General features: G+C 62.0%; 13 protein-coding genes. 3 read left to right on the top strand and 10 right to left on the bottom strand.

What is annotated here, in order from left to right:
- The first annotated feature begins 42 nt into the window (after window positions 1-42).
- Entirely contained in the window at window positions 43-1,044 is a 1,002-nt protein-coding gene (locus AC0L17_RS22050) for a KpsF/GutQ family sugar-phosphate isomerase (protein ID WP_473517386.1), read from the top strand.
- A gap of 78 nt (window positions 1,045-1,122) precedes the next feature.
- On the opposite strand, the gene AC0L17_RS22045 is transcribed toward AC0L17_RS22050, so the two are convergent.
- From AC0L17_RS22045 to AC0L17_RS22000, 10 genes are all read right to left on the bottom strand, one after another.
- The gene (locus AC0L17_RS22045; RefSeq protein ID WP_023798067.1) at window positions 1,123-1,593 is read right to left on the bottom strand and encodes an NfeD family protein; all 471 of its coding nucleotides are present in this window, start codon (window positions 1,591-1,593) and stop codon (window positions 1,123-1,125) included.
- A 4-nt stretch (window positions 1,594-1,597) separates the two neighbouring features.
- Entirely contained in the window at window positions 1,598-2,548 is a 951-nt protein-coding gene (locus AC0L17_RS22040; RefSeq protein WP_473491101.1) for an SPFH domain-containing protein, read from the bottom strand.
- Between the two features lie 149 nt (window positions 2,549-2,697).
- On the bottom strand, window positions 2,698-3,762 hold the full coding sequence (gene hemH, locus AC0L17_RS22035) for a ferrochelatase (protein ID WP_473517385.1): 1,065 nt from the start codon (window positions 3,760-3,762) through the stop codon (window positions 2,698-2,700).
- A 147-nt stretch (window positions 3,763-3,909) separates the two neighbouring features.
- On the bottom strand, window positions 3,910-5,928 hold the full coding sequence (locus AC0L17_RS22030; RefSeq protein ID WP_473517384.1) for a 5'-nucleotidase C-terminal domain-containing protein: 2,019 nt from the start codon (window positions 5,926-5,928) through the stop codon (window positions 3,910-3,912).
- A 178-nt stretch (window positions 5,929-6,106) separates the two neighbouring features.
- Window positions 6,107-6,478 carry an outer membrane lipoprotein Omp10 gene (omp10, locus tag AC0L17_RS22025; protein ID WP_473517420.1) on the bottom strand — a complete coding sequence of 124 codons (372 nt, stop codon included), beginning with the start codon at window positions 6,476-6,478 and terminating at the stop codon, window positions 6,107-6,109.
- 198 nt (window positions 6,479-6,676) lie between these two features.
- Window positions 6,677-8,122, bottom strand: coding sequence for a homospermidine synthase (locus AC0L17_RS22020; protein WP_473517383.1), 1,446 nt, complete (start codon window positions 8,120-8,122; stop codon window positions 6,677-6,679).
- 213 nt (window positions 8,123-8,335) lie between these two features.
- Entirely contained in the window at window positions 8,336-8,479 is a 144-nt protein-coding gene (locus AC0L17_RS22015; protein WP_473517382.1) for a hypothetical protein, read from the bottom strand.
- A 12-nt stretch (window positions 8,480-8,491) separates the two neighbouring features.
- Complete coding sequence (locus tag AC0L17_RS22010; protein WP_473517381.1) at window positions 8,492-8,752, bottom strand: nitrate reductase; 261 nt, start codon at window positions 8,750-8,752, stop codon at window positions 8,492-8,494.
- 78 nt (window positions 8,753-8,830) lie between these two features.
- Window positions 8,831-9,835: a CobW family GTP-binding protein gene (locus AC0L17_RS22005; RefSeq protein ID WP_473517380.1), complete on the bottom strand. Its 1,005-nt coding sequence runs from the start codon at window positions 9,833-9,835 to the stop codon at window positions 8,831-8,833.
- A 90-nt stretch (window positions 9,836-9,925) separates the two neighbouring features.
- Window positions 9,926-10,249 carry a Fur family transcriptional regulator gene (locus AC0L17_RS22000; RefSeq protein ID WP_287283799.1) on the bottom strand — a complete coding sequence of 108 codons (324 nt, stop codon included), beginning with the start codon at window positions 10,247-10,249 and terminating at the stop codon, window positions 9,926-9,928.
- A 432-nt stretch (window positions 10,250-10,681) separates the two neighbouring features.
- Between AC0L17_RS22000 and aztC the strand changes: the two genes are divergently transcribed.
- Both aztC and aztD read left to right on the top strand, forming a co-directional pair.
- Window positions 10,682-11,665: a zinc ABC transporter substrate-binding protein AztC gene (aztC, locus tag AC0L17_RS21995; RefSeq protein ID WP_473517379.1), complete on the top strand. Its 984-nt coding sequence runs from the start codon at window positions 10,682-10,684 to the stop codon at window positions 11,663-11,665.
- 84 nt (window positions 11,666-11,749) lie between these two features.
- Window positions 11,750-12,961, top strand: a complete 1,212-nt coding sequence (gene aztD, locus AC0L17_RS21990) for a zinc metallochaperone AztD (RefSeq protein WP_473517378.1) — start codon at window positions 11,750-11,752, stop codon at window positions 12,959-12,961.
- Window positions 12,962-12,966: the final 5 nt, after the last annotated feature.

The raw sequence follows: 12,966 nt of genomic DNA, 5'->3' as shown, positions 1-12,966 counted from the left end.
TCCGTTGGACAGGCGTGCAGCAAAGCGCTAATCGCATCAGCCATGCATGCGGGATCCCCAGACAAGAAGCGGCTCGATGGGCAGGCTTCGATCGCCTCGGCGCTTAGAACGGTAGCGACCGAGCAGGCCGGTGTCGCGGCGCTGGCGGCCGCGCTCGAGAACGGGTTGACCGAACCGTTCGCGCGCGCCGTCGATATTGTGTCGCATATCGCCGGCCGCGTCATCGTCACCGGCGTCGGCAAGAGCGGCCATATCGGCTCAAAGATCGCGGCGACGCTCGCCTCAACCGGCACGCCGGCTTTCTTCGTCCATTCTGCCGAAGCCAATCATGGCGACCTCGGCATGATCGCCAGGGACGACGCCATCATCGCCATATCGTGGTCGGGCGAGAGCCGCGAGCTCAAGGGCATCATCGCCTATTCCAGGCGCTTCTCGATTCCGCTGATCGCAGTCACCGCCGGAGAGCGATCGGCGCTGGCGCGGGCGGCCGATGTGGTGCTTTTGCTGCCGCGTGCGCCGGAAGCCTGCCCGCACGGCCTGGCGCCGACGACATCGACGCTGCTGCAACTGGTGATCGGCGATGCACTGGCCATCGCGCTGCTCGAAGCGCGCGGCTTCACGCCGGATCATTTCCGCACCTTCCATCCCGGTGGGCAACTTGGCGCCAATCTGACGCAGATCCGCGAGATCATGCATGTCGGCGACAGGCTGCCGCTGGTGCCTTCCGGCACTGGAATGCAAGAAGCGATCCTCGAATTGTCGCGCAAGGGGTTTGGCTGTGTGGCGATAACCGCTGCGGATGGTGCGCTGATCGGCATCATCACCGACGGCGACATCAGGCGCCACATCGGCAGCAATCTTCTGGAGATGAGCGTCGATCAGGTCATGACCAAGGAGCCGAAGACGGCCGGACCGGATACGCTGGTGGCGACGGCGCTGCAGACGATCAACAGTTCGACCATCTCCAGCTTGATGGTTGTCGAAGGCAGACGGCCGGTCGGACTTGTCCATCTGCACGATCTGCTGCGCATCGGCGCGGCCTGAGCTCGCCAGAGCGAATTTCGAAACAGTCTCTGAGAGACAGCAGGCCAGTTTGAAAAGTCGCCCGCCGAGATGGTCGGATCAGTCCAGGACCGCCTCGACCGTCAGTTCCAGATCGGCGTCGGCCGCGCCCGTCACGCGCACCTGCGTGCCGGCCGGCAGGTCCGGGCCGGAGATGCGCCACAGCGTGTCGCCCAGCTTTATGCGGCCGCGGCCGTCCCTGATCGGCTCGTCCAGGGTGGCCATCCTGCCGATCATCTGTGCGCCGCGGCGGTTGAGCAGTGGCTGATCGGTGCCATCATCGCGCCCACCCACCAGTCTCTTGCCGACATAGGTTGAAACCAGCGACATCGCCAGGAAGGCGAGAACCTGGATCTGCCAGGTCCAGAAGTCCGCGTCCCAGATGAGCAGGGACACCACGCCGATCAGCAGCGCGGCGATGCCGATCCACAGCATGAATATGCCCGGTGCGATGACCTCCATCACCAGGAGGACGAAGCCGAGAACCATCCAAACCCAGGGGCCGAGTTCGGAAATGATGCGTTCGAACATGGCCTCAGGTCTCGCTGGGACGAACCACGGGCGGGCGTGCAGCCTGCCGCGTGGTGCCGGCAGTGCCCTCTGCGCCGAAAACTTCCTTGGCGATCGCGCCGATGCCGCCGAGCGTGCCGATCAATGACGAAGCTTCCATAGGCATCAGCACGACCTTGCTGTTTGTGGCGGAGCCGATCCTGGTCAGTGCTTCGGTGTATTTCAGCGCAACGAAGTAGTTGAGCGCCTGCACGTCGCCCTTGGCGATCGCTTCCGACACCACCTGCGTGGCGCGGGCCTCAGCCTCGGCCGAGCGTTCGCGCGCCTCGGCGTCGCGGAAGGCGGCTTCCTTGCGGCCCTCGGCTTCCAGGATCTGCGACTGCTTGAGGCCTTCGGCGTCGAGGATCTGCGCGCGCTTGTTGCGCTCGGCCATCATCTGGCGACCCATCGATTCGACGAGATTGGCCGGTGGATTGATGTCCTTGATCTCGACGCGGGTGATCTTGATGCCCCAGGGATGTGCCGCCTCATCGACGACGCGCAGCAGGCGTTCGTTAATGGCGTCGCGGTTCGACAAAAGCTCGTCGAGGTCCATCGACCCCATCACGGTACGGATGTTGGTCATCGTCAGGTTGAGGATGGCGTTCTCCAGACCGGCGACCTGGTAGGCGGCCTGCGCCGCGTTGAGCACCTGGTAGAAGGCGACGCCGTCGACGGCGACGGTGGCGTTGTCGCGGGTGATGATCTCCTGCGTCGGGACGTCGAGCACCTGCTCCATCATGTTCAATTTGGAGCCGATGCGGTCGACGAACGGCACGATGAGGTTGAGGCCGGGACTCAATGTCCTGGTATAGCGGCCAAAGCGTTCGACGGTATAGTTGTAGCCTTGCGGGATTGTCCGGATGCCTTTGAAAAGCACGAGCACGACAAGAGCGACAAGAACAAGAAGCGCGATATCGAAACCACTGAAATCCATTTGGCTCTCCCTCAGATGCCGGCCACGGAAATGTTTCAACGCGACCGACTTCACCAAACACTTAAGTGTGTTTCAGGAACGTTACAATCAGGTGATAGTGGATAACCGGTGCATAGAAAGCCGGTTAGCGGCGCTCGATTGTATCGGCTTCACACCCAGCCCGACAGTTCGCGTCGCACAATCGCCTCGATCACCGCCATGCCCTCGGCACTGTCGTTGAGGCAGGGAATATGCGCGAACTTTTCGCCGCCGGCATGATGGAAGGTCTCGGCCGCCTCCCTGCCGATCTCGTCCAGCGTCTCGATGCAGTCGACAGAAAAGCCCGGATTGACGATGGCGATCGATCTCACGCCTTCTCCGGGCAATTTCTCGACCGTCTTGTCGGTGTAAGGCTGCAGCCACTCCTGCGCGCCGAAGCGCGACTGGAACGTGGTGATCAGCTTCTTCTCATCCCAGCCGAGCTTTTCCCGCAGTAGCCGGGTCGTCTCAAGGCAATGGGCCTGATAGGGGTCACCCTTGTCGGAATAGGGTTTCGGAATGCCGTGATAAGAGGCGATGACCATTTCCGGCTCGAAATCGAGGCTCGCCAGATGGCGCTCGATCGACGCGGCGAGCGCTTCGATATAGACCGGTTCGGCATAGTAGGGCGGCACGCTGCGGATCGCCGGGGCGCGGCGCATCTTCATCAGCGCGCGAAACAACTGGTCGTTGGCGGTGGCGGTCGTGGTCGCGGAATATTGCGGATAAAGCGGAAAAGTCAGAATGCGGTCGCAGCCCTGCGCGACCAGCCCTTTGGCGACGCTCTCGGTCGAAGGATTGCCGTAACGCATTGCCCAGTCGACGCTGACGCCGGGCAGGTCGCGCAGCGCCTCGGTCAGCTTTTCGCTCTGAGCGCGGGTGTAGGTGCGCAGCGGCGACTCGTCACGCTGCCGGTTCCAGATCCTGGCATAGTTGGCGCCCGACTTCTTCGGCCGTGTGGTGAGAACCAGCCCGTAGAGGATCGGGTACCAGATCGCCTTGTTGAGTTCGATGACGCGCGGATCGGACAGGAACTCCCTGAGATAGCGCCACATCGGCTTGAATTCCGTGCCGTCGGGAGTGCCGAGATTAACCAGCATGACGCCGATCCTGCCGGCCCCGACCGGCGGCTGTCCTGCCGGCAGCGGGTCGAGGACCGCCGCGGCCTTGGGATCGGCAGGGTTGGAAGGCGTCATAAAGGATCTCCGGACACCGCGCGAAACTAGCGATGCCGCGCCGGTTTTCAATGCAGCGTCTGGCCGCACCTTATCTAAGCTTGGGAGGCGAAAGCAGAAAAACCCGCCCGGTTTGCCGGACGGGTTTTCCAACAATGACAGAAGAATTCAGTTTGCGGCCGGGATGGTCAAGGTTGCGCCGACGGGAAGCCGGCGCGGCTCGTAGTCCTGGTTGGCGTCGGAGATCGTTTTCCACCTGGCGCCATCGCCATAGGCCTTTTCCGCCAAATCCCAATAGGTGTCGCCGGCAACGATCACATGGCTGCTTTCGGCCGGCTTTGCCGGCTCGGCAGGCGCAGCCTCCGCTGGTGCCGGCGCTGCCGGGGCGGGTTCCGTCGGCACGGCTGGCGGTGTCGTGGCAATATCGTCCGAACCGGCCGGCGGTTCGGGAATCGCCGGCTCCGCAGTCGCGGCTGGAGCCGTTTCTGCCGGTTTTGCGGGCTCGGCCGGAGCGGGAGCCTCGGCCGGCTTCGCCGTTTCCTGGGCCGGCTGCTGGGCCGGTTCCGCCGCGGCGGCGGCCGTGATTTCGGTGATGCGGCCCTCGAGCTTCGGCGTATAGGGCCGATGCGCGCCGAGATAATCGGCGACCACCTGTTCGAGGCCCGGACCGTAATCGTAGGCGTTCTTGGCCTTGTCGGCGAACACCTTGTAGCCGTCGCCACCCTGGCGCACATAGTTGTTGGTGGCGACCAGGTAATCCTTGTCCGGATTGATCGGCGTCCACCCGCCGCCTTGCATGACCTCGACCGACTTGACGCGCCCGGCATTCGCGGCGGCCGATTTGTCGAATGAATACTTCAGGCCGGCAACCTGGGGGAAGCGGCCGGCGCCGTCCTCGATCTGGCTGAGACCGTTCTCCAGCCCGGCAACCAGATCCTTGCCGGAAATCTGGAAGGTCGCCACTGTGTTCTGGAACGGCAGCACGTTCAGCACCTCGCCCATGGTGACGGTGCCCTGGTCGATCGAAGCGCGCAGACCGCCGCCATTCGTGATGACGATCTCGACACCCTGGTCCTTGACGCGGTCGAGGACGGCATCGGAGACGAGATTGCCCATCTCACACTCGCGGGTGCGGCAGTTCTCACGGCTGCCGTCGATCGCCTTGGTGGTCTCGGCGACCTCCTGGTTCTTCAACGCCTCGATCGGCGCGCCGAGTTCCTTGATGCGGGCAAGCACGGCGGGGTCTGGCGTGATCGATTTGTCGAGGTAGATCGGGTCGCCGCTGGCTTGCTTGACGACACCGTTGTCGTCGAACACGACCTTGAACTCGCCGAGATATTTCGAATAGGACGCCGCCTGGACGACCGGCACCTTGTAGCCGTCCGGATTGTCGACCATCGTCGGGTAGGGGCCTTCAGCCTTGGGGTCGGTGTTGGACAGCAGCGAATGGCTGTGGCCGCCAACCACCACGTCGACACCCGGGATCTTGGCGATGACGTCACGCTCGCGCTTGTAACCAATATGGGTGACTGCGATGATCTTGTTGACGCCTTCTCCCTTCAACCTCTCGACCTCTGACGTGATCAACTTGACGTCGTCCTCGATCGTGACGTTAGGGCCTGGCGAAGCGAGCTCCGGCGTGTCGTTGGTGACCGCGCCGACGACGCCGATCTTCTGGCCGCCGACCTCGATCACAACAGACGGTTTCACGCGGTCACCGAGCTTGGATTGCGCGTTGGCCTTCACATTGGCGCCGAGCACCGGAAACTTGATCATATCCAGGAACGGCGCCAGCGCCGCCTCGCCGTCGTCAAACTCGTGATTGCCGACCGCCATGGCGTCGAACTTCATCTGATTGAGGAATTCGCCTTCGGTCTTGCCCTTGTAGGTCGTGTAGAACAGCGAACCCTGGAAATTGTCGCCGGCGCTGAGCAGCAGCACGTTCTGGCCTTCCAGCTTCTTGCGCTGCTGGGCGATCGCCGTGATCAGCCGCGCCGCGCCGCCGGTGCACTCGCCCTTGGTCTCCTCTTCGGCCGAGCAGGTCGATTCATATTTGTTGTTGCTTTCGATGCGGCTGTGCCAGTCGTTGATGTGCAGGATGTTCAGAGTGTAGTCGGCAAAGGACATGCCGGTCGACAGGCCAAGCGTAGACGCCGAAAGGGCGGCAATGGCGGCGATCTTCTTCATCTTCGTCTCCCGGATGACCTGTTTAACGCCCTCGCTCGACTGGAATATAACAGCCGGCTTTTCGCCCATGTTCACATCGCGTTTTGGCCGATGCAAGTGGAATCGGACCCAGCTTTGCCGGCACAAAAGGACGGCGGCCTCAAGCCGCCGCCCTTTGCAAAAGCAGTTCAGTATGGGCTCAGGTGCGTCGCGTCAGCACAAAGTTCTGCCCGCTCACGCTGGTGCAATTAAGCTGCGAGGTGGAGATCAACAAGCAGTTGAAACCGATCGGCGTCTGGCGGATCAGCGAAGTGCCCTGGATTTGGACCGAGGTGCCGCCGGTCATGGCGTAGCTGCCGTCGGCAAGCTTCTGGCCGGTGTCGGTGGCGACGGTCTTGAAGCTGCCGCCGGCGAAGGTCGACAGGCCCGTGCCCTGCGCGTCGATCCATGAGCCTTCGACCGGACTCCGCGTGGCCGATGGCGGCCCGCCCGGGCCGGCGGTGGTGCACGCCGCCAACGCGGCAGCGGCCGCGACAACGCAGGCCGAAAGCAATTTGCGCGCAATCGTCATCATCAAGATCCTCTCCTCTCGCATTGGCCCGAAAATCGATGCGATTTTTCGGAAAGCACGATGCGTACACTCGAACCGCCAGAGCGTACTTTGTGCGTCCAAATGGATGCACGTCGCTCCAGGCCGCCTTCCTTCAATCGCCCGATTTCCAGACGATTGCAAGGCAGTGAGACATTGCTTTCGAACGAGGATGTTGAACTATCGAACGAGGATGTTGCGGAATTGCCATGGGTCGTTTTTGTCGAGGTCTTCCGGGAACAGCCCAGGGCGGTTGTCGAGCGGCGTCCAGTCGGTGTAATAGCCCTTGATCGGCCCGAGATAGGGCGACTGCACTTCCAGGCAGCGCCTGTAGTCCATCTCGTCCGCCTCGACGATGCCGGCCTCGGGATTTTCCAGCGCCCAGACCATGCCCGCCAGCACTGCCGACGTGACCTGCATGCCCGTGGCGTTCTGATAAGGCGCCAGCTTGCGCGCCTCCGCCAGCGACAGCTGCGAGCCGTACCAATAGGCGTTCTTGTCGTGGCCGTAGAGCAGCACGCCGAGTTCGTCGACACCGTCGACCAGTTCGTTTTCATCGAGCACGTGATGCACCGGTTGTGCCTTGCCGGCGGCGCCGAACATTTCGTGCAGCGACAGCACGGCGTCGTTGCAGGGATGGTAGGCGTAGTGGCAGGTCGGGCGATATTGGACCTTGGCCTTCTTGCCGCGCAGGGTGAAGAAGTCGGCGATCGAGATCGACTCGTTGTGGGTCACCAGGAAGCCATATTGCGGGCCCGGCGTCGGGCACCAGCTGCGCACACGCGTGTTGGCGCCCGGCTGCTCCAGATAGATTGCGGCCTTCGAGCCATGCTTGTGCTTCTTGCCGTTCTTCGGCATCCACGTCTCATGCGTGCCCCAGCCGAGCTCGGCCGGTTGAAGCCCTTCCGAGATGAAGCCTTCGACCGACCAGGTATTCCAGAACACGTTCATCGGCTTCGGCTTCTTGGTGCGCTGTGTGTCGCGCTCGGCGATGTGGATACCCTTGACGCCGGCCTTCTTCATCAGCCTGGCCCAAGCATCGCGATCGTGCTGCGCGGGCTCGGAGAATTCGAGGCCAAGATCGGTGGCGAGGTTGACCAGCGCCTGCTTGACGAACCACGAGACCATGCCTGGGTTGGCGCCGCAGGTGGAGATTGCGGTCGCCCCGCCGGGGTGCGCGCGCTTTTCTTCGATCATGGATTCGCGCAGCGCATAATTGGTGCGGCTGCCAGTGTCGGCCTTGGTATCGAAATAGAAGCCGAGCCAGGGCTCGACGACGGTGTCGATGTAAAGCACACCCAGCTTGCGACAGAGCCGCATCAAATCCACCGAGCCGGTGTCGACCGACAGGTTGACGCAAAAGCCCTGGCCGCCGCCTTTGGTCAGCAGCGGCGTCAAAAGCTTCTTGTAGTTCTTGCTGGTCACCGCATCCTGCATGAAGGTGATGTCGCGCTCGTCGAGCAGCTTGCGGTCGGTATCGCGTGGGTCGATGACCGTCATGCGCGACTTGTCGAACTTGAAATGGCGCTCGATCAGCGGCAGCGTTCCCCGTCCGATCGAGCCGAAGCCGATCATCACGACAGGGCCGGTGATCTCACCGTAAACGGGCCAGTTTTCATTCGCCATTTTATCGATTACTCCCTCAGACAGGCTGAAAAGCCGGGCAAACAGACGCAAAGCGGAGCACTTTTTTGCCCGACCGCCACGCGCTACAACCACAGATCATTGTCATAAACCAGCGAAAAGCCGCGAGCTACGCCGCATTCGTCATGTGGTTAAGGAGGACGACCAGCCGCTGACGGCCGGCCGTCATTCCCCGAGTTGGCCCTTGTAGTCGAGTTAGGCGAAGTCGGCTGCCAGCAATGGCGCGCCGAAAGATGCGGCGAGCACCAGTTCGCGTCGATGGTTCCCGATCTCGGTCACATTCCGGTGACACTCGGTAAGCGCAACAGCTTCGGTCGAGAGGCCGAACACTCTGCGCATGTCCCGATCCATTCACCCTCGCGGCAGATCGTGCGAGGTCACATCGGCGATTGCCTTCCGAAGCCGGATCGTCTCGATTTTCTCGCCGGGACGCACTATGCCGATCACCGTTTCGATGTCGGGACAGCCATTTTTGCGGCATGCCAGTTCCGTGACGAACACGACGACATCGTCATCGAGCCCGCAAGCCCTGCGAACCCAGACCTTGATCTGTCTGGTCTTCTCCGGAAGGGCAAGGCCGCGCGGGGCGAGTGGGTTCGCGAGACGGTTCATATCCAATCCCGTCCCGAAGACGACGGCGCTCGGCCAGACCAACGGGATAAAGGACGCGCGCTGTCGTCGGCCTTGCCCCTATGCATTCAGCGCCACCAGAGAGTCCATTTCGGCGCGGCATTTAAGGAAGCCGTCTTCAATCAGGCCTTTGGGCAGGTTGCGGCCGATAAATACCAGGCGGCTGACGCGCTTCTCCCCCGCTTTCCAGGGGCGCTGGTGGTCGCCTTCGAGCAGCATGTGGACGGCCTGAACGACAAAGCGGTGTTCATCGCCCTTGAACGCCAGGATGCCTTTCATGCGCAGCATGTCGATGCCGAATTTCTGTGTGATCATCTGGACCCACGGCAAGAACTTGCGCGGATCGATCGACGTTTCGGTGACGAGAGAGAAGCTGGTGACGTGATCGTCATGCACATGGTCGTGGCCCGCGTCGAGAAAGTCCGGCTCGACTTCAAGGACACGGTTCAGATCGAACGCGCCGCGATCCAGAACCTCGTCGAGTGGAACGTTGCAACGTATGGAATGCTTGATCGCAGCCGTCGGGTTGATCCTGCGAATGCGCGCCTCCACTGCCTTGAGTTCGGTCGGCCCCACCAGGTCGGTCTTGTTCAGTATGACGATATCGGCGAAGGCGAGTTGCTCCTGCGCCTCATGCGCATGATCCAGTTCGCCGAGGAGATGCTTGACATCGGCGACGGTGATGATCGCGTCGAGCGTCGTCTTCTGCCTGACATCGTCGTCGACGAAGAAGGTCTGGGCGACGGGGGCGGGATCGGCAAGGCCGGTCGTCTCGATCAGGATGGCGTCGAAACGGTCCCTGCGCTGCATCAAGCTCTCAATGATCCGGATCAGGTCGCCGCGCACCGTGCAGCAGATGCAGCCGTTGTTCATCTCGAAGACTTCTTCGTCGGTATCGACGATGAGGTCGTTGTCGATTCCAATCTCGCCGAACTCGTTGACGATCACGGCGTAACGCTTGCCGTGCTGTTCGGACAGGATGCGGTTGAGCAGCGTCGTCTTGCCGGCGCCGAGGTAGCCGGTAAGAACCGTGACGGGCATTTTCTGGGAGGCTTCAAGCGGCATGGTCGTCTCCGGATGTTGGATTGTTGCGGATTGAAGCTGGGTCAGGCGCGAGCCGATTGGATCGCCCGTAGACGGAAGGCCGGCGTCCGTTCAATGCGCGCAAGCCTCGCATAGACCCGAAAGCTCCACCGTGGCAGAGTTGGTTTGGAAGCCCTGCCGTCGGGCAATCCGGCGCAGCACCCGCTCCAATGCCGGGTCATGAACCTCACTTGCCCGCCCGCAATTCGCGCAGATTGCAAAGGCGGCGCGCCCATGGGTGCCGCATTCGCTGTGGACGCAGAGCGCAAACGCGCTCAGGCTCTCGATCCGGTGAACCAGGCCCTGCTCGACGAGCCGATCCAGAGCGCGATAGATCTGTAGCGGTGAGCGGAGCCCTTCCTGGCGAAGAAGTCCAAGCAGTTCATAGGCCCCCATCGGCCTCTCGGAGCGCGTCAGCGCGTCGAAGTACCAGCTGCTGGTTGCGTCCAGGCATCCGCTGTTCCCCCCGTTTTCCAGGCAGTTTGGTTCCAGGCAGTTTCGAGCACAATGGCGGGCGTCCGTTATAGTATAACATTTTGGATTGACGAGCGTGATAACATAACATAACGGATCGTCAAGAGCGGGGCTCACTTCGATTGCTCCCGCGGAGATGGATCGAATGGCTGCCTGCGTGATCTTTCAAGACTTGACGCTTCAAATCCTGACGCTGGGGCCACAACAGCGCGCCTCGATGGGATCGTGCAGGACGACGATCATTTGTCGGCGGGCACGATCCACATTCCCTTTTATCTCTGCCAGGGCGCGCGGCTGCTCGCCACGCGTCCGGCGCATTTCCCACAGAACCGCTTGAACAAAGGAGTCGATCGAATGTCCAGGACGCTAAAACTCGCCGGCGTGATAGGCGCTATAACAACGATGCCAATCGCTCCGTCGGTGGCCGCTGCCGAGAACCTCAGGGTTGTCGCCAGTTTCTCCATCATCGCCGATTTCGCCAAGAATGTCGGCGGCGATCGTGTCGACATCGTCACGCTGGTCGGCCCGAATGGCGACGCCCATGTCTACGAACCGAAGCCGGCCGACGCGGCAACCGTCGGTTCGGCCGACGTGGTGCTGGTCAACGGCCTCCAGTTCGAGGGCTTCCTCCAGCGTCTCGTCGAGGCGAGCGCCACGAAGGCGCCGATCGTGGAATTGACCAAAGGCGGCGAGGTGTTGCGCAACGCCGAGGAAGAAGGTCACCACGATCAGGATAAACCCGCCGAGGGCGGGGAAAAACACGCCGCGGCCGAAGAGGGCCATGAGGAAGGGCACCATCATCACGGCGAGTCCGATCCCCATGCATGGCAGTCCGTGCACAATGCCGAACTTTATGTGAAGAACATCGCCGACGCCTTCTGTGCCGCCGATGCAGCCGGCTGTGACACTTATCGGGCCAATGCCGAATCATACGGCCAGCAGCTCGAGGCACTGGAAGCGGAGATCAAAGCTGCCGTAGCTGAGATCCCCGAGGACAAGCGCACGATCATCACCTCCCACGACGCCTATGGCTATTTCGAACACGAATACGGCATAAAATTCCTGGCACCGGAGGGCGTCTCCACCGAATCCGAGGCTTCAGCCTCCGACGTCGCGGCGCTGATCAAACAGATCAGGCAAGACAGGGCTTCGGCAATCTTCGTCGAGAACGTCACCAATCCGCGCCTGATCGAGCAGATCGCCAGCGAGACGGGCCTGAAAGTCGGCGGTGAGCTCTACTCCGACGCCCTGTCGGATAAGAACGGTCCGGCTGCGACCTATCTCGAGATGATGCGGCACAACATCACGACGATCAAAGGCGCGATCCTCGGGAGCTGACCGCCAGCCCTGTGATGGAAAGGCGGAGCAATCCGCTCTTCATCGATCACAACGAGTTATGTAATAACATTCAAGGAGGATACCGTGAAGACAAATTGGGCGTCAGCCACGGCCATCGCGCTGCTTGTGTCCCTATCAACAAGTGCTGGCCATGCCGAGGAGGTGACCGCATGGCGCCTCTTCATCTCGGACCACGCGGACCCGAAGGTGACCGTAATCGATGCGGTCGATGGCGAAAAGCTCGACACGTTCGAGATCAAAGGGCCGGCGTCGCTCCATCGCAGCGAAAGCGGCAGGACGGTGTTGGCCGTGCAGGGCTCGGCCGGCGTCGTTGCCGGGATCGCGAGCGGCATTTCCTTCGAGGACCATGGCGAGCACGGCGACATCGACGTCGAAGCGCCAAAACTTGCCGGCGTCGAGATCACAGGCAAGAAGCCGTCGCATTTCGTCGAGCATGACGGAGACTTCGCCGTTTTCTTCGACGGCGAAGGTGTCGCCCGCATCATCTCCGAAAAATCCGTCCTGGAAGGCAAGCCGGATTTCAGGGAAGTGAAGACCGACGCGCCGCAGCACGGCGTCGCAGTCGCCTATGGCTCCCATGTCCTCCTGTCGGAGCCGAACTGGGAAAAGCCGGACGAACTCCCGGTTGGGATCAGGGTCGCTGACAAAGCCGGCGCGCCGATCGGCGGCATCCACGCCTGCCCAGACCTCCACGGCGAGGCGTCTTCCGGCAATATCCTGGCTTTTGCCTGCGCGACCGGCCTGCTTGTCGTCAGCCATGGCGACAGCAGCCCGGCGATCCGTCATCTGCCCTATGCCGACAGCCTGCCGGATGGCAAGACGACGACGCTGATCGGCGGCAGAGGCCTGCAATATTTCCTCGGCAACTACGGCGCCGACAAGGTGGTGCTGATCGATCCGACGATCGAGAGCGACGCATTCCGGCTGATCGACCTTCCGACGCGCCGCGTGCATTTCGCGGTCGACCCCGTTCGTGCAAAATTCGCCTACGTCTTCACCGAGGACGGCCAGCTTCACCAACTCGACGTGGTCAAGGGGGAGATCGCAAACTCGCTCAAGCTGACCGACCCCTATTCGATGGACGGTCACTGGAGCGATCCGAGGCCGCGTGTCGCGGTCGCCGGCGACAAGATCGTGGTCACCGATCCCCTGCAAGGCGTGCTGCATGTCGTTGACGCGACGTCGTTCGAGAAAACCGGCGACATTGCCGTCGAAGGCAAGCCCTTCAACATCGTTTCCGTCGGCGGCTCCGGTCAGACCCACGAAGGCGAATAGTCGCT

The organism is Mesorhizobium sp. WSM4829 (genome assembly GCF_055811475.1).
The sequence above is the reverse complement of the archived record's forward strand: the minus strand, read 5'-3'. Positions and strand labels throughout refer to the sequence as shown.